At 70.1% G+C, this 24,213-nt stretch carries 1 protein-coding gene (only partly in view); it reads left to right on the top strand.

Annotation, left to right across the window (positions count from 1 at the left end; all coding sequences use genetic code 11):
* Positions 1-24,213: the 3' portion of a hypothetical protein gene (locus ACFVUS_RS16895; RefSeq protein WP_387766558.1), read on the top strand. The gene continues 8,919 nt to the left of window position 1, outside the view; only the last 24,213 of its 33,132 coding nucleotides appear in the window; its start codon lies off the left edge, out of view; it ends in the stop codon at positions 24,211-24,213.

Genomic DNA, 24,213 nt, shown 5'->3' with positions numbered 1-24,213 from the left:
CACGAGAGCGGTACCGACATCAGCCGCTGGGCGGTGCGGACCCTGGACCGGCACGGTGTCGACATCCGCTTCAGCGGCGAGCCGGAGGCATCCACCGGCCTCGGACCGGACGGCCGCACGCGCCAGGGATCGCTGCTCGGCTACGACCCGGCGACGAATACCGTTGTGCTGCCGTACCCGGTGAGCTCGTTCAACCACACGGTCGGCGAGCTCGTGCACGCCGCGCTGGTGGCGGACGCGATCCATGCGGTCGACGGCCCGCTGGAACGCTTCGACCTGACCCGCGACGAATACGTGCAGTCCATGCTGGGCAGGCATGCCGAGGGTCTGGCGCTGTCCTTCGAGAATCAACGTGTCTGGTACGCGAATTCGGGCTTCGAACGCCCGCCGGTGCGCGATCCGCTGGAGCGTGCCTTCCTGGCGACCCGCGACCAGGCGCTCGAAACGGCGCAGCGCGCCTACAGGGGCAATGACAGCGCCACCCGGCGCATGCTGGAGGCCGCCGCCTATCGCGCCGCCGTGCGCGAGGTGACCGCGCGCATCACCACCGACGGACCGCTGGTGTCGCAGCGCGATCTGGGTGTCGTGCACGGCGCGGCATGGGATCACGCACACGGCATTCCGCCGAGCACCGAACCGACGCCCGCCCCCGGCGCGCACGGTCGGGATACCCCGCAGGCTCGTGATCGCCGCGCCGCCGACTACGCGATCGAGATCGAACATCTGCGCCTGCTGCGTGAATCCGGCACGCCGATCCTGGTCGGCCCCGCCGAGCGCGCCTACACCGCCGCCTATGACAGGGCGATGGATCGCCCCGCCCGCACCGGCACCCCCGAATCCCGCGCCTACGAGGCGGGCGTCGACGCCCTGCGCAAATACCTGAAGAAGACCGGCCTGGACGCCGCCGAGGTCGCCTTCGACGTGGTCCGCTCCTACGGAGAGGCAGACGACCCCCGCTGGGGCAGACCGGCTTTCACCGACACCCCGCACCTCGACACCCCCGCCGACACCACCAACCACCCGCACCCCTCCGACCTCCGGCCGAACCTCCCGCGCATCTCCGAACCCCGCTCCGACCTCCCCTGGTCGGACACCCCCGGCTCGGAACCACCCCGGCCGATCGATGCCCCGCAGGCAACCGACCCTCGCACGGAGGCACCCCGCACCGATCCCACCGCCGTCGATCACCTCCCCGCCGATGTCGGCGACGAGTCCATCGCGCATCCTCCGCGCCCGGATGCGATCGAATTGTCCAGGAACGCTTCGGAAGACGAGCTGCGGCGAACGTATCCGGCGGGGGAGCGGCTCTCCGATCAGGTGATTCGGACCCGCGATACCGTGGGCGTCCGGGACACGCTGGTGGTCTTCGCGCCCGAGGGCGGGCATATGCACGCGCTGCGCGAGCTGGCCGCCGCCGATCCGCGCTACGCGGACGCACTGTGGGACGGCACGCACCGCATCGAGTACCGCGAGGTCACCCAGCACGGTGACGGCGTCCGGATCCGGAATCTGTTCGCGAGCGAGGCCGAGGGCCCGATGCGCAGGCCCGATCACCGTGAAGCGGTGGCGGAGATGCTCGCGCACTACCTGCGCTACCGCGAAGAGGGTTCCACCACACTGGGTTTCGAGCAGTGGCTGGGCCAGCTCGGCCCGGATGCCTTCGATCACGTTGCGCGCCCGAAGTTCTCGCTGCGCCGCGACGGTATGCACGAGCAGGTCCCGACCCGGCTCTCCGACCGGTTCATGGAGGCCGGTCACCGGCAGGCCGAGGGCGATTCCGCGGTGACGTACCCGCATCCGGCCGCCGTCGCCCGCGATCTGCTGACCCGTCGTCTTGCCATGCCGGATCTCCCGGACGAGGCTCCCGATGAGCACCGCGTCCGAGATCGGGACCGCTACAGCCGATTCCCGCTGAAGATCGGCAAGATCGAACTCAACCTCTGGCTGGAGCGTGACGGTCACGGCGGCTGGCGGGTGCCGCCGCCCACCGGCGCGGGCACCGCTTCCGATCATCTGGCCGCGCGGTTCCAGCACATGTCCGATGCGGATCCGCAACACCTGGCGGACCGGATCGCCGCTCGCGTGCTCGACGGCGCCGCGCCGCTGACCGCCGAACCCGAACGCGCACGCGGACTGTGGGAGCGCCTCACCGACCGCTTCGGCGGCCGCGATAACGACGCCCCCGCGCCGCGCGCCCTGCCCGCCCACGACGACGCGCCCGGCCCGGTCCGGTCCGAGCGCGCGGATCGGCCCGGCGGCGAATCCCCGCGCCCGGCGGCGGATGGTGACGGTCCGCGCCCGGAAGACGGCCCGCGCCGCCGCATGGTCTTCCCGGACGACTCCGCGCACGAGGCGACTCCCGCGCATGACGGCTCGTGGCCGCGGAATTCACCTGCTCCGCATGAGGATTCGACGCCTCAGCACGACGACTCCGCGCATCAGCACGACGATTCGCCGTCGGATGGCAGTCACGACCCCGCACCGGATTGGTCGCCGCGCCCGGATGACGAATGGTCGCAACTGGATTCGCGGCAGATCGAGGATCTGCTCACCGATCGCTGGGGCCTGGAGATCACCGGATTCCAGGATCCCCGAATCGATGTCGAGGTGCTGCGGGAATTCGCGCGCGCGGTGGACGACATGCTTACCGAGCATCCCGGGACCATCCTGCGTGCCCTGGAGGTCGACGATTTCACGGTCGATCCCGACGATGTCGACGAGTCCACGGGTGAGACGGAGCCCAGCTCACTGAAGAACTCCGCCGCGTTCGTCGACGATGAGATCGCCGCCGACGGCAGGCCCGCGGCCGAATGCATCGTGCTGAATATGGACCTGGCCGAACACCCGGACACGTGGGCGGCGCAGGCCAGGGACGGCGACGCGGACGGCAGCTTCGCGCCGGGACACGGTGAGCGGCCGATCTATTCGACGATCGTCCACGAATTCGGCCATGTGCTGGAGTTGCACGGGGAAAGCAAGGCGCTGGATCTGGCACGCGCCGCGCTGATGGACCACTACCGCGATACGCGCGGCACCATGGTCGGCTACTCCACCTGGCTGGATCAGCTGAGCCGCTATTGCTTCGACGAGTCCGGGCTGCTCAACCCGGAAGAAGCCGTGGCCGAGGCCTTCTCCGACGTGACCCGCAACGGTGACGCCGCGAGCGAACCGGCACAGGTGCTGCACAAGCTGCTCCTGGACACCGCGGCCCTGCGCGGAACCGAACCGATCCGACCACCCGCCCCCGCGGCAGCCCCCGAGCCCGCCGCCGGTATCGCCCCGGCAGCAGACCACTACACCCCCTTCAACCCGGACGGCACCCTGAAGCCGCCCGAGGCCACCCAGCCCGCCGACGCCGATCCGAACCCCGACCGCCGCGAAGGACCGCAGCGCCGCCAGATGGCCTACGGCCCGAACGGGGAAGACCCCACGGTCCCACTCACCCCGGGTGATCCGCCCACGAACGATCCGTCCACCCCCCGCCATTCACCCGACGCCGAAACCCTGGAATTGCCCATCCCGCCGAATGAGGCTGGGACGCAACAACATTCGCCGGACGCGACCACCGTGGAACTCCCGGTTCCCGCTTCGGAGGCTCCGACGGTCGAATTGCCGCCTGCGGAAGCCCGGACGGTCGAGGTGCCCGCGTCGGAAGCCTCAACTGTCGAACTGCCCGCGCCGAGTCCGGACGTAGAGGGCGCGAATACCGTTGCACCCCCGGTAGATCCGGCTGTCGCCTCGCCCGCGCTGCGCGATATCGCGGATCATCTGCGTCAGATGCCGCCGCAGCAGGCGGCAATCCCGCGCGCTCCGGAGCAGCAGGCGCAGATTGCCCGGTTGGTCGACGCGCTCGGCCTGGGCGATGCGCTGAGCCGGCATCCCGATCCGCTGGCCGCGCTGCGGGAGATCGCCGAAACCGCCCATGCCCGCGACCTTTTCGGCGATCCAGACCAGAGCCGCCCGCCGACGCCCATGCGTCCAAAGGATCTGGTTCCGCTCACGACCGAAGAGGCCTACGCGGGTGAGGAGTATTGGCGTACCGAGGCCGATCCGTCCCAGGTGTCGGCCATGGAGGCCGAGCTGCACCGCCTCGGCCTCGATGAGCGTCTGGCCCGCGCGGGCGCGGAGGAGGACGCCGCACAGGCGGCTCGTGACCTCGCCGGTCGCAACCGTCCCGAGCTGACCTCGGGTACGGAACGTCCCGAGCTGACTTCCGGCGCGAACGACCCCGACCCGTCCCCAGGCGCGAACCACCCGGACCACGAATCCGGAACCCCACCAAAGGAACTCCCACTCAACCCGTGGGACGGCCCGGTCCGTGAGGGCATCCCGGACGAGCCGCGCGCCCTGTCCATGTCCGAACTGCGCGACGATATCGCCGCCCGCCTGCACCTGGACGAATCCGACCTGTCCCCGCACCGCCTGGCCGAAGTCGCCGGTGAGTTGCAATACCGAAATCTGTTGCGCGCCGGTGCCATCGAAGAACTCGCCCGGCTCGCCGAGCATCACGATGCCACCACCGATCCGGCGCACCGCGCGCAGATCGCCGCCCTGCGCGATGACTGGGCGCGCCTGCTCGGCCGCGACCCGCAGGACCTCGCACCGCAGCATCGCGACGCCACCCTCACCGAACTGCGCACTGAAACCCTGCGGCGCGCAGAGGATGTCGCGGATCTGGTGGCCGCGGCCAATCACACCGGCGACACCCCAACCAGTCGCCACCTGGTGCTGGAGGCCGACGGCGAGCGCGTACACGTGCGGGTCACCACCGACGCGGACGGTCACCAGCGCATCGAGGTCACCACCCGCCCCGGCCTGCCCGAACAGTCCGCCCCGCCCAAGACCACCCCCGAGCAGCCGCACCGCTCCCTCATGCGCAAGCTCTGGGACGCGTTCAAGGGCGGATACGGCGGTTACTCACCGAAATACGGCTCCGGCTCCAAACAGGACGGCAAGTACCAGGTCGAGATCGTCCACGATGTCGGCGCGCTGATCCACAGCCATGAACTGGAGACCCTGAAGGACGGCTTCAACCCAGTCCGCCTGGGCAAGGAGGGCGCGACCATCTGGAAGGCGCGCGAGCGCATGCCGCTGCTGCGCCTGCTGAGCCGCCGGGTCGCGACCATCGCGGGCGACGGTGTCCCCATGCACACCCGCAACGGCGAGTATCAGCCCTGGCTCACCGAGGGCGACCCGAAGGTGCGCGCGGCCATCGAGGAAAGCCTGCGCCGTTCGGGTCTGGAGGTACCGGGGCTCACGGCGGGGCCGACGCATACCGAACTCCCACCCGGACAGACACATCCGGAGCTTCCGCCGGGGGAGACGCACCAACAGGGCGAGTCACCCACCGAACCCACACCGGCACAGGGTGATCCGGCCGCAGCCCGGCACCCCGCCGATCTGCCGCAGCCGTTCGCCGACGCCCTCGACGCCCGCGCTGCCGCCCTGGCCGAATTGCACCGGCATGCCGACCGCGCCGGTATCGACCTCACCAGCGTGGACGCCGCCACGCTGCGCGATGCTCTCGACGAGTCCAACTACCTGGCGCTGCGCCAAGCCGGAGCCATCGAGGGCCTGCGCAGCGCGTCCGAGCGCTACAACACCGAGAATGCCAGCATCGCCTACAGCGATGAGGTCAGCATTTTCGACAATGACCCGCTCAGCGGATTCCTGCGCGAGTACGCCCGCTCCCGGGGCCTGAGCACCACCATGCTGCAGTGGGAGGGCGTCAACAACAGCGCCGAACCCGGCCGTGAATTCGACGACCTCGGCGATGACGCGAACACCAGCAAGGGCGGCCCGCTATTCGAACGTGCCCTGCTGCGCGACCAGATTCGCGATGAACGCTCGAATTGGGCGCAGCTGCTCGGCGTCGAACTGGATTCTCTCGCGCCGGAGGAGCGACTCAACCGCACCCTGGCCGAACTGCGCCTGGACTTGCGCGATCGGATCTACGCGGTATCCGACTTCTCCACTGCCGTGGACGATTTCCTGCACGCGGATGCGACGGCCCGCGAGCAGCGGCAGCTGGTCGTCGACGATATCGCGCACGGCTGGGTGGACGAGCACGGCGGCGTCACCCTCGATCCGAGCGTCGGCATCTACCCCGGTGACGCGCCGGGTGACCCGCACCGGCTGGTCGTCATGCGCGCCGAGGACGATCACGACACGCATCTCGCCGGTTTCCTCGCCGAACACCCGCATATCGGCGAACTGCTGAATTCCGGTGCGCTGCACCTCGATTACCGTCTGGCGTTGATCGATGACGCCGACCAGGTGCACATCATGGAGAGCGAGCGTCCCCCGGAGGCGCGCTTCCAGGACGTCGACGTGGACGGCCGACGCATGCCGGTCACCATGCTGCGCACCGATGACGGTCCCTGGCGGGTCGCCTCGCCGGGCTTGGATTCCCCGGCCCAGCACCAGGATCCGTCCTCGCAGCCGGAGACCCCGCACGATCCGGATGCGGTGCGTCTGGCTCGCAATGAGGTCGCCGCGCGCCTCACGCAGTACCTCATGGACCTCAACTCGGACCGGCTGGCCGATACCATCGCGGCGCTGCATCACGACAATGCTTTGCGCGCCGCACAGATCGAGGGCATGGCGGATTTCATCCGCACCAGCGATGCCATCGACAACTTCCACAAGCTGAACGAGGCGCGGGACAATCTCGCGAACCGCCTCGGCCTGGAGCCGGACCAGCTCACCCCGGAGCGGGTGGCGCAGCTGCTGGCCGATCCCAAGACCCCCGCCGTACTGCGCGCCCAGCAGGTCAAGGATCTGGCCAACTACGCCAAACTGCTGCGCGGCATGGACGAGTCCGCGGCGCTGGCGGCCCGCGATCGGCTGGCGGTGCGGCTCGGCATCGATCCGGCGGAGCTGTTCCCCAACAAGCACAGCAAGGATCTGCACACCTACGCGCCGGATCCCAAGGGTATTCACCCGCCCGCGCTACAGGAGGCCATCGCCAACCTGATGCATCGGCCCGGCGATCGGCCGAACCTGCTGGCCGCGCTCACCGAGTACGCGGGTGCGCTGGACCGTATCGACCCGTTCACCGACGGTTTGCGCCTGGATCCGAACCTGGACCCGCGCGTCGCCGAAGGCGAACTGCCCATTCATGATTCGAAGGCCGCCGCCCCGCTGCGCGAGCTGATGACCGACCGGGTCGGCGAGCCGCCATCCTCGGACGCGCCGTCCATGGCCACCGACGCGTGGTCGCGCCTGCTGGGTGTGGAGCTGGGCAGCGATCCCAAGCGCTGGGCCGAGGTGTACGAGGTCTACCGCGACGGCAAGATCGACCAGCACGAGCGGCTCACGCCCGAGCAGCTCGACGAGGTGCTGGCAACGCTGCGTGAGGAAGTCGCGACCCGTACCGCCGATATCAACGAGCTGGAGCGACTCGCCGCTGCGCACAACGCCCTCACCGAGCCGACGACCACGCCGCAGCTGGCCGATCCGAAACAGCTGGCCGCCGAATTGGGCAGGGCGCGAGCCGATCTCGACGGTGCGCGCACCACCAGGGATTACGACCTGGGCCGGATTCCGGTCGATCCGGTGCGGCCCATCGGCGACTCCGATCTGACGCGGGGGCGTCTGCACGGCACCCTCGACTATCTGGGCACCCGGGAACCCGTGGGGACATCGCAGGCCCAGCTCGATCAACGAGTGGCAGCGCTGCGCGCCTCCGCCGAGGAACACAACCGGCTCACCGACCGCGTCGCCGAACTGCAATCCGCTTTGGACACAGCGGTTTCGGAGTCCGTCGGCCCGGCGGAGACGCCGATCGAGGCGTGGCGGCGAGAACTCGACCGGGCACAGGCCGATCTCCGCGCGGTCATCGGCACTCTGCCCCTGGATCCGGCCGACCTCACCCCCGAGAACTACCTCGCGGCGATCGACGAGGTCGGCGGCAGGCGACTGCCGATCGAGGAGCATGCGGCCTGGCAGGACCGCATCCAGGACATCGTCGACGGTGCCCGCCGCGTGCACCTGGCCGAGAATGGTTTGGCCGCAGCACAATCCGACGCGGTCGAGGCCTTCCACACTGCCGAGACGCCGATCGACACCGCCCGCCGCGGGTTGCGGGACGCGGAATTCGACCTGCGCACCGCCGAAATCCTGCGCGATGTCAGCACTATCGGCCGCGACGGCCAAGACCCCACCCGTCCCAACCCCGCCGACCCGCAGGCTCGCGCCGAAATAGCCGCTGCCACAGACCGAGTCGACCGAGCCCGCGACACCGTCTCCCGCTGGCAAACCGAGCTGGCTCGACTCGAATCCGCCGCCTCCGCCGCCAGCGAACCCGTCACCGACGCCGCCAACCGCGCCCGAGACACCGCCCGCGCCGCCCTCCGCGACGCCATCACGACCCTCCGCGAGGTAACCGGCCTCAACACCTCCGAAGCCGACCTGACCCCCGCCCTCCTCGCCGACACCATGGCCGACCTGCAATCCCGCACGGTCCGCCTCGACCAGGGCGACCCCACCGCCGCCTTCACCCAACTCGAATCCGCCGCAACCGATTTCCACCGAGCCGACGCCTTCGCCAACTGGGTAACCGACAACCTCACCCCCCACCCCGACCCCACCCCACCGACAGACCCCCGCACGGAATGGGCCAACTACCCCCGCCCCGATGCGCCCACCCCGGTCGATCCCCGCGTGGAGTGGGCCGACTACCCCCGTCCGGATGCGCCCACCCCGGTCGATCCCCGCGTGGAGTGGGCCGATTACACCCGTCCCGATGCGGAAGGTCCCGCCGATCCTCGGGTGGAGTGGGCCAACTACCCGCCGTCGTCCGATGTCGAGGTGCCGCCGCAAGGTCCCGAAACGCCACCGGAGCCGGGTATGGCGGGAGGCGATGAACCACCCGGTGATCGGCCGCTCGCCGCAGCGCCTTTCGGGCCGGAGGATTCGCCGTGGCTGAAGCGTCAGCTGGCGGTGCAGGCGGATTGGCGTGCGCGGATGGATGCCGAGCACGCCGCGTGGTTGCGGGATATCGCCGATGCGAGCGAGCCCGGCAGTTCGACCGAGAGTTGGGCACGCTTCCAGGCCGATGCCGCCGATGATGTGGCGCGCATCGCCGCCGAACGCGCCGATTTCCTCTGGGAGCACGCGGGCGGCCGCCCCGATCCCGGCGACGACTCCGCGCCCCCGGTCGCCCCGCGACCCGACGGCCCCCCGGACTCCGGTTCCTCCGATACCGGCGCTGCCGCTCGCCCCGACACCGATTCGGAAACCTCGTCCACCGACCACACGCGGTCGGACGTATCCGAGCTGCCGGTAGATCCGCGTATCGAGTGGGCGGACTACCCGACTCAGCCGGATACCGAAGTGCCGCCGACGGATCCGCGTATCGAGTGGGCCGATTACCCCACTCGGCCGGATACCGAGGCGAAGCCGGTGGATCCGCGCGTGGAATGGGCTGATTACCCGCGTCCCGAGTCGGAAGCGCCGACCGTCGAGGTCGACACCTCGAAGTTCGCCGTCCCGCCGAGTGAGGCTCCGACGGTTGAGCTCGGCTTACCCGCCAGTGAGGCCCCGACGGTTGAACTCGGTACACCCGCCGGCGAGGCGGTGACGGTTCCGAATCATGGTGAGCCCACCCCGGTGCATCCGGCGACCGCCGAGGTCACCGTGCGGGATCCGGGCGCGGTCGCACCCGCGAATGAACCTGGGCCGGAGCCGCATTCGGCTCCTACCCGGGCAATGGAGGTGCCCGCGCCCGCGCATCCGCCGGTGGATCCGGCGGTGGCCTCGCCCGCGCTGCGCGCACTGGGCGATCATCTGCGGCAGGCTCCCGGTCCGATGGCGGGTCCGCGCGATCCCGCACGGGAAGCGTACGGGCGGCAGCTCGCGCGCGATCTGGGGCTGGGCGAGGCCATGCGGCGGCATGGCGATCCGCTGGGCTCGCTGCGGGAAATCGCCGAGATGGCGCGTGCCCGAGGTCATTTCGGTGACCCCGATCAGGGCCGCCCGCCGGTGTCGATGCGCGCGGACGATCTCGGCAAACTCGGTCCCGCCGAACGCGACGCGGGACGGTTCCCGCAGAACCGCCCGGAACCCGACGGTCAACCGCGCCGCGATCTTCCGCTCGAACCCTGGTCGAGCGTGCATCGCGATATGTCGCACGATGATCCGCACGTCCTGACCCTCGACGAACTCCGCACCGAGATCGCCGACCGCCTCGGCCTGACCGATCAGCAGCGCACCCCGGCCCACCTGCCCGATGTCGCCGGTGAACTCCAGTTCCGAAATGCCTTGCGCGCCGGTGCGATCGACGCCCTGGATCGCGCGATGCGCCATTACGACCAGGCCACCGATCCGGGCGAGCGCGCCCGTCTGGCCGCGGACCGCGACGACTGGGCCCGGCTGCTCGGCGTGACCGACCCGCAGGCTCTGGATCCGCGACATCGCGATGCCACCCTGGCCGCGCTGCACGATGAAACCCTGCGCCGCGCAGCCGATATCGCGGACCTGCTGGCCGCCACCTTCCACAACCCGTACGCCGAGGAGGGCACCCGCCTGGTCTTCGCCGCCGGTGACGATCGCGTGCACGTCCGCATCACCGAATCCCCGGACGGCACCCGGCATGTCGAAGCGGTCCAGCGGCCCGACCTGCCGAAACCGGTCAGCGCCGAGCCCGCGACGGTCACCAAGCGCCCCGGTCTGCTGCGCCGCATCTGGCAGCGCATGATGGGCGGCTACCACGCCGACACCCCGAAATACCCGTCCGGTTCCGGCTGGGACAAGAAGGGCCAGGTCAACCTCACGCACGGCCTGGGCGACCTCATCCACAACGATTTCCTCGCCCATATCGACGACGATTTCAACCCCGTCCGCGCGGCCAAGGAAATCGCCACCATCTACCAGGATCGCGAACGCATGCCGATCCTGTGGCGGTTCACCGGCCGCATCGCGGAGATCTCCGCCGACGTGGTTCCCATGCACATGCGTGACGGCCAGGAGTACCAGCCCTGGTACACCGAGGCCGATCCGGTGCTGCGCGCCGAGGTCGAGGAAAGCCTGCGCCTGGCGGGTCTCCCGACCGAGGAGGACTACGCCAGAATCGCCGCCGAGGAAGCGAATCCCGACGGCGCACAACCGAATCCGCATCGCGCCCTGCCGACCGGCGACCCCGAACATTCGAACCCGGATCGCGACTGGGGCCCGAACCTGCCCGAACCGCTGGTCGCCGCCCTCGAGGCCCGCGACGCCGCGCTCGCGGATCTGGTGCGTGCGGCCGCCCAGCACCGTATCGACCTGTCCGACGCCGATCCCGCCACCCTTCGCCGTGCCGTCGACGAGGCCACCTACCAGCTGATGCGCCGTGCGGGTGCGATCGAAGCGCTGCGGGACGCCGCCACCCGTTTCAATGTCGAAGACGAGCGCATCCCGTACAGCCCGGTCAGCATTTTCGACAAGGACCCGCTGGGCCGCTACGTCCGCGAAACCCGTCTCGCCGAATCGATTCGCGTCGAGGAGGAGCGGGCTCAGCGCCGCCGCGAGGAGGCCGGGGCCGACCCCGACGACGACTCACTGGAGTTCCGCCCGCGCGAACCCCGCGCTTCCCTGCTGGACGCGGCCGGGGTCAACAATGGCGGTGAATGGGCCCGGCACTTCGCCGATCCCGACGAAGAGCTCTCCTCGCGCCGCGAGGGCCAGCTGTTCGAGGACGCGCTCATGCGCGATCAGATCCGCGATGAGCGCTCCAATTGGGCGCAGCTGATCGGTGAATCACTGGAGGGCCTGAGCCCCGACCAGATCCGGCACACCCTCGGCGACCTGCGCATGGCATTGCGCGACAGCGTCGATCAGTTGAGCGGATTCATCGATGCCGTAGACCATTTCCAGCGGTTGGAGGGCGAGGCGCGTGCTCGCGCGACGGAGCTGGTGGACATCGCCGCGCATGTCTGGCTGGACGCGCAGGGCGGCGTCATGCTGGAGCCCGGCGTCGGGGTGTACCCGGGCGAGCATCCGGGCGCGCCCAACCGCCTGGTCGTCATCAGCGGCGATATCGACCACCACGTCCGGCTCGCCGACGCGCTTGCCGCCCGCCCCGACCTGGGCGCACTCCTCAACCGCGGCGATCTCCAACTCGACTACCGCGTGGTCGGTCTGAACGATGACGGCCAACTGCACATCATGGATCGCGAACCGCCGCAGGCCCTCTACCAGGAAGTGAACGCGGCGGGCGAACGCCTGCCCGCACTCATGCTGCGTGACGGCGACGGCCCGTGGCGGGTCGTGCAGGCGACCCCCGATCCGGTCGCGCCGCATGCCGCGCCGAGTACCGAGCCCGCCGTCCCGCGCGATCCGGATGTGGTGCGCGCCGAACGCAACGCGGTCGCGGCCCGGCTCTCGGTGTACCGCATGGATCTCGGCCCGGGCCGCATCCTGGACGACACCATCGCGGCGCTGCGCCATGACAACGCCCTGCGCGCCGCGCAGATCGAGGGCATGGCGGATTTCATTCGCAGCAGCGACGCCATCGACAATTTCCACGACCTGGATCGCACCCTCCAGAATCTGGCGCATCGACTCGGCCTGGACCCGGAGAACCTCTCGCCCAAGCGGCTGGCCGAGGCGATGGCCGACCCGAGCATGCGCCAGGTGCGCCGCCTGCAGGCCGTCGGCGATCTGCTCGACTACGCGAAGGTATTGCGGGACAACGTCGATTCCGGTGCGGTGCTGGCGGCACGCGATCGACTCGCGCACCGGCTCGGGGTGGAACCGGATGAGCTGTACTCGCGCAAGCATGTGGTGGACAAGAAGCTGGGCGAGGTCGTCGGTTACGCGCCCGATCCGAAGAGCACCAGCCCCAAGGAGCTGCTGAACGCGGTCAACGATCTGCTGCATCGCTCCGGCGACAACCCGGAACTGCTCGCGGCACTGGGCGAATACGTCAACGCGCTCAGCGAGCTCGATCCGTTCCGGCAGAATCTGCGCTTCGATCCGTTCACCGATCCGCGCGCCGCCGACGGTGAGGTGCCGATCCACGATCGCGACGCCCCGGCGCTGCTGCGCGCGCTGATGAGCGAATCCATCGGTGAGCCACCGGTTTCCGATAATCCCTCGCAGGCGGCGGGCGTGTGGTCGCGACTGCTCGGCGTGGATCTGGGCAATATTCCGCGCACCGTCGCGCTCTACGAGCAGCACGGCGGGGTAATGCACGATCGGCTCAGCCCGGGGCAGCTGGGCGAGGTGCTGCGCATTCTGGAAAGCGGTGATACGCAAGCCGCCTACGACGCCTACCGGCAGAGCACCCCCGACGAGAACAGGCGACTCACCCCGGACGAACTCTCCGATGTGGTGGATCAGGTTCGCAATGCCCGCTACGCCGAGGTGTACGAGTACTACCGCGACGGCAAGATCGACAAGCACGAGCGCCTCACCCCGGAGAAGCTGGCCGAGACGGTCGACACCATGCGCGCGGAGGTGGCCGCCCGCGAAGCCGATATCAAGGAGCTGGAGCGGCTCGCCGACGAGCACAACAGGCTTACCCGGCCGCCGGAACCCGCACCGCCGCAACGGAATCTGGATGAGCTGGCCACGGACCTGGCGGCCGCGCGGCACGAGTTCGACTTGGCGCGGGACGGCCGCGAGCACGCGGTCGGTCGCATGTACCTGGAGCACAACCGGCCGATCCTGGACAGCGACCTCACCCCGGAGCGCATCGCGGGCACCGCGGACTACCTCGGCACCCGCAATTCCGCCGAGGCCGGGACGCTGCCGGATCATGAGCGGCGCATCGCGGATCTCGTTGCGGCAGCGGGGGAGTACACCCGCGCCGAGGCCCGGGTGACCGAGTTGGAAGCGGCGCTGACGCACGCGGTGGACAATGCGCGGGCCACCGGTGAGACCCCGGTCGATGTCTGGCAGCGTCAATTGGATTCCGCCAGAACAGATTTGCAGGCGCTGATCGACGCCGACCCCAGCCTGGCGCGCGTCGGCTTCGACCGCGTAGTCGATCAGGTCGACCGCATGTCCCGCATGCCGCTGGACCGGGCCGACGTCTGGACCGACGATCTCGTCCCGCTGCGCGACGCCGTACATCGCTATCAGCACGCGCAGGAAAACCTGGACGCCGCGCACGCCGATGCCGTCCAGGCCGCCCACGCCGCCGACACCCCCGAACAGGCCGCCCGCCGCGAATTCGCCGAAGCGCAGCGAGAGCTGCTCGCCGCCAACGCCTTCCGCGACGCGGCCCTGATCGGTCTGCCCCTCACCACGGCCGACCTCACCCCGAACTGGGTGGACGCCACCCGTCGCGAATTCGCCGACGCCCACCGCCCCAACCTCCCCGCCGCCGACCGCGCCCGCCTGGACCTCGCCGACGCCGCCGACCGTCAGCATCGTGCCCAGGACCGCGTCTCCCGCTGGGAAGCCGAACAATCCCGCCAGCAGGCCGCCGCGGCAATTGCCGCCGATACCCCCGCGGCCGCAGCCCAGCGCGCCCACGACGCCGCCCACACCGCCCTGCGCGAAGCGATAACCAACCTCCGCGAAGCAACCGGCCTGAACGTCGACGAATCCCTCCTCACCCCGGCCCTGCTCGACCCCACCATGCGGGACCTCCAGGGCCGCACCATCATGCTCAACGCCACCGCCGACCCCGGCGCGGCCTTCGACCGATTGCGCTCCGCCGCCGAACGTTTCCACCGCGCCGAAGCCTTCTCCGACTGGGTAGCCACCCACACCCCACCCGTCGACCCCCGAATAGCCTTCGCCCACCACAACGAACGCCCCGTACTTCCCACCTCCGAGTCGGCCCGCACCACCCACGTGGAGTCCGAATCCGTCCCCGCCACCAGGCCGGTCGATCCCCGCATCGCGTTCGCGGATCGCGGCGACACCCCGCCCGTCCCAAAGCCCGAAGCCGGCGGTTCGGGCGATGGCACACCGCCGAACAAACCCCCGCGCACCCCCTCACCCTCCGATCCCGATGAGGGCCCGCACAATTCGTCCGATCCCACCGACCCGGACGACACCGGCCCCACCCCGCCCCCCGAGGACCCCACCCCGGGCGGCTCCCCGAGCTCCGGCCCGGCCCCCATCCGTCCGGCCGCTCCGGCGGCGACCGAAGCTGTTCCGGTTCATGAGGCGACTCATGAGGCGACGGTGGCGGCTACCGTGCGGGATCCGTTGGCGGCTCCCGCACCGGTGCCTGAGGTAGATCCGCATACGGCGGAGACCCAGACCATGGAGTTGCCCGCCCAGCCTGCCCAGCCCGCCGAGGGTGCGGTTGTGCATCCGGTGGATCCGGTGGCCGCTTCGGCGGCATTGCGCGCGGTGGCGGACTTCCTGCGGGAGTCGCCGGTCGGGCCGCAGTCGCCGGTGCGGTCGCCCGAGCGGGATGCGTATGTGCGCCGGCTCGCCGAGGATCTCGGATTGGGGCAGGCGCTCACCCGCCACGGTGATCCGCTCTCCACGCTCTGGGAGATCGCCGAAATGGCGCGGGCGCGTGAGCATTTCGGCGACCCGGCGGACAGTGCCGCGCCATCTGCCATGGGGCGGGACGATTTCCGCCCGCTCTCGCTGGAGGAGCTCTACGGTGGCGAGCGGTACTGGCGGACCGAGGTCGCGCCGGAGGAACTGCGCGCCATCGACAATGAGCGCCGCGCCCTCGGCCTGGACGACCGCCTGGCCGCCGCCGAGCTGGAATCCGCTACTCGGCCCGAACTCCCGAGCTCCGAGCCCTCGGCCGCAGAGCCCCGGCCCGGACCGGGGCACACACTCCGCGACCTTCCCCTCGCCCCGTGGGCCGAGGCGAATCGCCCAGCGCCGCAGGCGGAGCCGCGTGCGCTGTCGCTCGAGGAGTTGCGCACGGAGATCGCCGGGCGGCTCGGCCTGTCCGATGCCGAGCTGATTCCGCCGCGCCTGTCCGAGGTGGCCGGTGACCTCCAGTTCCGAAACCTGTTGCGCGCGGGCGGGATCGAAGCCCTGGAACAGGCCGGTCTACGCCATGAGGCCGAGACCGATCCCGAGGCCCGTGCGGCGCACGCCGCCGACCGCGATGATTGGGCGCGTCGCCTGGGCGTCGCCCCGGAGCGAGTCGCCACACCGCAGTCACTCGATACCGCCGTGCGCGAGCTGCGCGCCGAAACCCTGCGCCGCGCAGCCGATGTGGCGGATCTGGTCGCCGCCACGCTGTACAACCAGGCGGACGGTACGCGCGCGGTGCTGGAGGCCGACGGCAACCGGGTGCACGTGCGCATCACCGAGCGCCCGGACGGCACCCATCGCGCCGAGGTGGTCCCGCGTCCCGACCTGCCGTCGCACCCGGTGCCGAAGACCGACACGGCCGCGCCGCGACCGAACCTGCTCAAGCGCATGTGGCGTCGCCTGATGCACGGGTTCGAGGATCAGACCCCGAAGTACCCGTCCGGCTCCAGCCAGGACAAGAAGTTCTTCATCAGTGTGGGCAAGAGTTTCGGCACCGAGATCCACCATCACGAACTCGAACACCTCGACGCCGAGCACGACGACCTCAACCCGCCGCGCGTCTGGAAGGAGCTGGCCACTCTCGTCAAGCAGCGCGAGCATCTGCCACTGGTGGATTACTGGCCGTGGCTGGCGGAGAAGATCGGCCGGGTGCACGACATCTCGGCGGATGCGGTCCCCATGTATCTGCGCGATGGCGAGGAGTATCAGCCGTGGTACTCCGAAGCCGACCCGCAACTGCGGGCCGAGGTCGAGGAATCCCTCCGGATGGCCGAAATGCCCACCGAGGCAGACTATCTCGCGGAAGCCGCCGAGCAGCGGGCCGCGCTGCCGCCCGCCGAGCCCACGCTCCCGGAACCGAGGCGCGTGACGGACTGGGGCGCGTCGGTGCCCGAACCGCTCGCCGCCGCTTTCGATGCTCGCGATATCGCGCTGGCCGAACTGGTGCGGATCACCGGCGCGCAGCGCATCGAGTTGACCGGTCTCGATGGCGAGAGCCTGCGGAACCTGGTCGACGCCGAGACCGCTCAGCTCATCCGCCGTGCGGGCGCGATCGACGCCCTGCGCGATGCCGCCATCCGATTCGACGAGCAGCATCGGGCGGTCCCGTACAGCGAGGTCAACTTCTTCGACAAGGATCCGCTCGGCCGATACGTGCGCGAGTCCCATCGGGTGGACGCGCAGGCGATCGAGGACGAGAAGGCCGCGCGCCGAAGGGAACTCGCCGGAGTCGACCCCGACGACACCTCGCTCGAATGGCGTCCACGACAGCCACCGGTCACCGCGCTCGACTTCCTGGGCACGAACAACGGCGGCGAATGGGCCAGGCATTTCGACGATTTGGATCACGAGCGGCCCGACAGTCGTTCGGGCACGCTCTTCGAGACCGCGCTCAAGCGCGACCAGATTCGTGATGAGCGGTCCAACTGGGCGCAGCTGCTCGAGGTCCCGCTGACCAGCCTCGAGACGCCCGAGGGCATTGCGCACACCATCGCCGATCTGCGGATGCGCTTGCGCGACAGCTACGACCAACTCGGTGAATTGTCGACGGCTGTAGATGATTTCGTGCACTCCGATATCGAAGCCAGGGCGCGTGCGACCGACGTGTCCGAGGGCATCGCCCGGGCCTGGCTGGACGCGCACGGAGGTGTCGAGCTCGCGCCGGGCCTCGGCGTCGTCCCGGGTGCGCACGCGGGCGACCCGAACCGGCTGGTGGTCATTCGCGGCGACACCAACCATGATGTCGGCCTCGCCACCGCCCTGGCCGCGCATCCCGAGCTGGGCGCACAGCTGAATCGCGGTGAGCTGCAACTCTTCTACCGCTCCATCGGCCTGACCCCGGACGGCCCGTTCGTGCGCGCCGTCGCCGCGCCCGACGCGTTCTATCACGAGCTGAATGCGCACGGCGATCGCGTTCCCGCCGTACTGCTGCGGGGCGGCGACGGATCGTGGCGCGTCGTGCAGCCGGAACACGTTGCCCTCGAACCGCATTCCGCTCCCAGCAGTGAGGCGGCGGTGCCACGCGATCCGGATGTGGTGCGCGCGGAGCGCAATGCGGTGGCCAAGCGCCTGAGCGTCTACACCATGGATCTCGGCGAGAACCTCGCCCGCACGATCGCCGGACTGGAACAGGACAACGCGCTGCGCGCCGGGCAGATCGAGGGTATGGCGGATTTCATCCGCGCCAGCGATGCCATCGACAGCTTCCACGACCTCGATCGCACGCTGAAGAATCTCGCGCATCGCCTGAAGCTGGACCCGGACATGCTGACGCCCGAGACCGTGGCGCAGGCGCTGGCGGACCCCGGCATCCGGCACGCGCGGCGCTTGCAGGCCGTCGAGGATCTGCTCGCCTACGCGGAGGCGATCACCAAGTCCGGAGTCGAGGATTCGGTGCTACTCGCCGCGCGTGATCGGCTGGCGGAGCGGCTCGGGATACCGCCGGAACAGCTGTACGCACACAAGCATCAGATCGACAAGGCGACGAGACAGGTCATCGGCTACGGGCCGGACCTGGAATCCACCAGCCCGAAGGCGATGCTGGATGCGATCAACAACCTGCTGCATCGCACCGCGGAACGACCGCAATTGCTGGCCGGTCTCGCCGAATACGTGCGGACCATCGGCGATCTCGATCCGTTCCGGCAGAATATGCGCTTCGATCCGTTCCGCGATCCCCGCGTGGCCGATGGCGAGCTGCCGAACCACGACGGGAAATCGCCCGCGCTACTGCGCGCGCTGCCGGCCGAATCCATTGGCGAGCCGAAGATTTCCGATGCTCCGCCGGAGGGCGCGAGCGTGCGGTCGCGGCTGCTCGGCTTCGAGATCGACAATGTCGAGCGACAGGTCCGGCTCTACGCCAAACACGCCAAGGAGCTGCACGATTGGGTGACCCCGGCGCAGTTCGCCGAGGTGCTGAACACCCTCGAGCGCGGCACCGCGGAGCAGGCGTACGAGGGTTACCGCGCCGGTGTCGAGGATCCGCGGCGCGCGCTCACCGCCGATCAGCTGTCCGAGCTGGTGGAGAAGGTGCGCAACGCGCGCTACGCCGAGGTGTACGAGTACTACCGCGACGGCAAGATCGATAAGCACGAGCGGCTCGAACCCGCCGAATTCGATCGGGTCCTGGAGACCATGCGTGCCGAGGTCCAGGCGCGCGCGGCCGATATCCGGGAGCTGGCGCGCCTGGCCGCCGAGCATCACGACCTCACCACCCCGCCCGAACCCGAACCGCCGGTGGGCACGCCGCGTGAATTGGCGACCGAACTCGCCGAGGCACGCCAGCGCCTGGCGCTGGCGGGCGACGGTCGCGATTACGCCGTCGGGCGCGTGTACCTCGAGGACAATCGCCCCCTGCGCGCGAGTGACCTCACCCCGCAGCGCATGCCGGGCACCGCCGACTACCTGGGCACCCGTACCGCCGCGGAGGCGGGCACGCTGCCGGGCCACGAGCAGCGCATCTCCGATCTGGTCGACGCGGCGCGCGCGTACTCCGATGCCGAAACGCGGGTGACGGATCTGGAGTCGGCACTGCGGCGATCGGTCGAGGACGCCGCCGGTCCGGATGAGACGCCCGTGGATGTGTGGCAACGCCAAGTCGACTCGGCGCGAACCGAACTCGACGCGGTGATTGCCGCGGATCCGGGTCTGGCGCGGCTGGGTACCGACCGCGTGCTGGACCAGGTCGACCGCATGTCGCGGCTGGCGCACCAGCGCGCCGACGTCTGGACCGACGACCTCATCCCCGTGCGCGATGCCGCACAGCACTACCGGCTGGCGCAGGAATTCCTGACCGCCGCCCAGGACGACGCCGTCGCCGCCTACCGCGACGGCGCGACACCCGAACAGACCGCACAGCGCGAACTCTCCAACGCGCGAATCGAATTGGCGGGTGCGGCCGGGCTCCGCGACACCCTGCTCGCCTTCGACCGATCGCTGACCGCGGACGAGCTGACCCGCGACTGGATCCACGCCACCCGCGCCGAGATCGGCGACGCCCACCGCCCGAACCTGTCCGCCCCCGAGCGCGCCCGACTCGACCTGGCCGACGCCGCCGAACACCACATCCGTGCGCAGGACCGGGTTTCGCGCTGGGAGACCGAACAGCAGCGGCTGGACGCCGCCGCCCGCGCCGCCGCCGACACCCCGGAAGCGGCCGCCCACCGCGCCGTCGACACCGCCCGCGCCCAACTCCGCGAGGCCATCGCCACCCTCCGTGAAACCACCGGCCTCAACACCAGCGAACGCGACCTCACCCCCGGCCAACTCGACCGCGCCATGGCGGAGCTCGAGGGCAGCACCATCCGGCTCGGCACCGGCGACCCGGCCGAGGCATTCCGTCAATTGCGCTCCGCCGCAGAGCGACTGCACAGCGCCGAAGCCTTCGTCGACTGGGTCGCCCAGCACGCCCCGTCGCCCGCCACGCCCACCCCACCGCTGACGCACACGGAACCCGCTGCCCTGCAACCCGGTACCCACCGCACCGGTTCGGATGTAACCGAACCTCCGAATGCTCCCGCGCACAGCGGAACGCAACGCGATCCCGGTACGGTTGAGCCACAGCCCGATTCCGCGTCCGGCAAGCCCACAGCGCTGGAGCGATCGGATGATCCCCAACCGGGCAAGCCCCCCGGCGATCCCGATGTCGATCCGGGTGACTCGGATGGCGGCGCGACCCCGGCCAAACCGGATGGCCCCACTCACCCCGGTGCCGGTCCGGCCCACGTCGATCCACCCGCGGCGAACGGTCCGGAACAGCCGGGTGCGTGGGACGAGGCCGGTCCGGCGCGCGTACTCCAGCCGTCGGATCCCGAGGTGCTGCGGCAGATCACGCAGAGTCTGATCCGCAAGCACGGTGCGTTGGACGATGTGCGCCGAGCCATGGACTGGGCCGGCGTGATGGCGTCGGACCTCGGTGTCGACCCGACCGGGCGAGACATCCGCGACCTGGAATCAGCGGTGGTAGCCGCGCTCGCGGCCGAGGACGCGCACGTGCTGGGGATCATCAATCACTCACCCCCGGGCATGAATCCGTCCGAATATTTCGACAGGCGGGAGGTGGCGCAACGCCGCCAGCGCGAACTCACCGCCATCCGCTCCGACTTCAACAACACGATCAGACAGGCCATTCAGGGCCGGGTCACCGCGAACGACGCGCACCGCGCGGCTCTCGTGCAAGCCGTGCGCGCGGCGCTCACCGAGGCAGGGGCGGTTCCGCACACCCGAGTCGAAGGTATCGGCCTGTTCCCGCAGGAGCGCCGAGTCCTGGTCGTCTCCCTCGACCCGGACCCCCGTACCGTGCTGCCCACAGCCGACCACGAATCCCTCGTGGCCACCGGCAATTCCATCGACTACCAGCTCCTGCGCCTGTACGAAGTAGACGATCTCCTCCCCGATGGCACCCGTGCCGCCACCCCCACTCTGACGGTCACCGACCTGCTCCCACCCGGCACCCCGGGCACCCCCGCCGCCCCCAACCCCGAACCTCCGCACCAGCCCCCCGGCGGCACCACCGAACCGGCCCACCCCGCACCCCCGGTCACCGAAACAGCCGCCCACCACCAACTCCCCGCACCCGACCAGGGCCGCCCGCAGGAGTCCCCGGTACCTGACCAGAGTCGCCCGCAAGAGTCCCCGGCGCACGATCAGAATCGCCCGCAGCAGTCGTCTTTGTCGGAAGTGGCTGCGCCGCAGCCGCATCCCAGTGCGAATAAGGATTCTGCGCCCCGGCATCCGGCCGTCGAATCGGGCGCGGCTGTTCCTCCGGCGGGGGAGCGGGACGCAGGCGAGGTCGCGCCGGATGTGGCCGCCGATGCCGGGGCGGTGGCGGAACCACGCGTGGAAGAGGTTGCACCGCAGGGTGATCACGACGGCGTTGTGCTGTTCGAAGGCACGCTGCCCGAAGGTGGCGAACCGCTGTACCGGGGCGTCCCGCGCCTGCTGCCGGACGGTTCGGTGAACCCGTCGTACACCGCCGCACTATCGGGTGTGGTGTCCCCGCGCGGCGTCCTGGACCTGGACTACGAAGGCCACACCTCGCACCTCGGCGAACAGAGCGACGCCACCTCCTGGTCCCGAAATCGCACCACCGCGGGCGTTTTCGCGGGCCGCGACGGCCTCATCCTGGAATGGGCCACCGGCCTCCCGCCCGCCGACGCCGCCTGGCGCTTCAAGCCCATCTACATCGAAGACGATTTCGCCCAGGTCCTGATCCAAGGCACCCTCACCGGAGCCCGCGCCGTCCGCTACCTCCCCGACCTCCCCGCCCCGATCACCCCGGAACCCCATCCCGCTCCGGAAACCTCCGCGCACCCCGAATCGGGCCTCCCCGCAAAATCCGTTGCACCGCAGTCGGATACCACGATCGACACCCCGTCGAAACCGTCCAGCGAAGCACCGCCGACCGATCGTGACCTTGCCCTGGACGAAGGCACCGGCGACACCTCGATCCCCGACGAGAAGCGTGCGAGCCAGGCCGACGATGCGGGAGAGTCCGCCCCCACCAAGGGAATAGACGCTCCCGAAAGCACCGATCACGAGGCTGATCCGCAGACCGACGCCTCCGGTTCCGGCAATGACTCCGGCTCGGGAGCGGGCGGCGGCCGCCACCCCGGCGACACCGCCGGCGAGGACGACGGCAGCGGCAGCGACGGCACCGGCCCTGATCCGGACGGTTCTGACCCGGACGGTTCTGACCCGGATGGTTCTGACCTGGATAGTTCGGAACCCGATGGCGCGGAACCGGATCCGGATAGTGATGACTCAGATTCGGAGGGTGCGCGGCAGCGGTCCGAGTTGGATTGGGCGCATGTGCGGTCGCACCTGCCTCACGTTCCGCATCGGGAGCCCGAGTATGGGCTGCCGGATTACACACCTGAGCCTTCGCGGCAGCCGTATCCGTGGAGCCTGCCGCCTGCGGACGAGCAGTTGCAGCCGCAACCCCAGCCGCAACCCCAGCCGCAGCCCCAACCCCAGCCGCAGCCTCAACCCCAACCCGAGCCGCAGCCTCAACCCGAGCCGCAGCCTCAACCCGAGCCCCAGCCATACCCGCAGCCGGGCGGACCCGGGGGTCCGTCGATGCCGCATCTCCCGCAGCCGCAGTTGCCGGAGGTGCCGCAGCCTCAGCTACCGCAGTTGCCGGAAATTCCGGTGCCGCCGAATATTCCGACGCCTCCGGAGGGCTGGCCGCCGGGGATGCCCTGGCCTCCAACCGTTCCGTACCCGCCTGCCGGTTGGCCGCCGGAATGCCCCTGGCCGCCGACTGATTCGTGGCCGCCGGGCATACCGATGCCGGGTTCGTCGCATCCCCCGGCGGGCTGGCCTGGCGGGGTGCCTTGGCCGCCCACCGATGGCTGGCCGGGTGGTTCGCAGCCGGGTGGCTCGACGCCGTCCAATGGCTGGCCGGGCTCATCCCAGCCGTCGTACGAGTCGCCGGGCTCAACCTGGCCGCCGCAGTCGTCGCCGTCGAACGGGTCGCCGTCCACATCGCATCCGTCGAATGGGCTGCCGTCCACACAACACCCGTCGAATGGCGCACCGCCGCAATACGATCCGGCGGCAGCCGTGAACCGTCTGCTGGAATCCCTCGGTGGTGGCGCGCACCCGGGCAACCCCGGCGCACCGCCCCTGACGCCGCTGCACGGTGGCCCCGGCTCACCTCCGGGCTTCGACCCGACTGCCGGGGGACTTGGCACCGCGAATCCCGCAACCCAGGGTGACCCGTCCACGAATGGCAATGCGGCGCAAAATGGTTCGGGCGCACCGATGGGCGGATCCCCGGCCATGCCGCCGGGCACTCCGGCCGGTGCGGGCAATGGCGCGAGGGGCAATGGCGGCCGCGGTGACCGCCGCTTCCCACGCGCGGGCGGCGGTCCGGCGAAGAACGGGATGATCTATCTCCGTTCGCATTCCGGGTACGGCGAGTTCGCCACCTTCGACCCCGGCACCGGACTGTTGCAATCGGCTCCGGTGGCGGCGGGCGCACTCGCCGGCGTCTACGGCGACTGCGACGGCATCCAGGTGGTCTTCTATCGCGCCGCGCGCGGTCTGGTGCTGCGGGTGGGTGACCAGGAGATCGAGGTCGATCAGCTGGGCGCGGAGGCCATATGGGAGCGCACCTCCCAGGGCTTCACCCGTTTCATGGTCTCTGCGGGTGGTCACCCGCAGTGTGAACTGCGCTATCGCCCGGTGGGCGCGGACGCGGACCTGGGTCTGCTGATTCGCGATGTGCTCACCGATCCGGTGCGTCGCGGCGGGATTTTCGGGTGA

Source organism: Nocardia sp. NPDC058058 (genome assembly GCF_042885355.1).
Classification (GTDB): Bacteria; Actinomycetota; Actinomycetes; order Mycobacteriales; family Mycobacteriaceae; genus Nocardia.
Note: the sequence above shows the minus strand (reverse complement) of the source record. Positions and strands in the feature narration are given on the sequence as shown.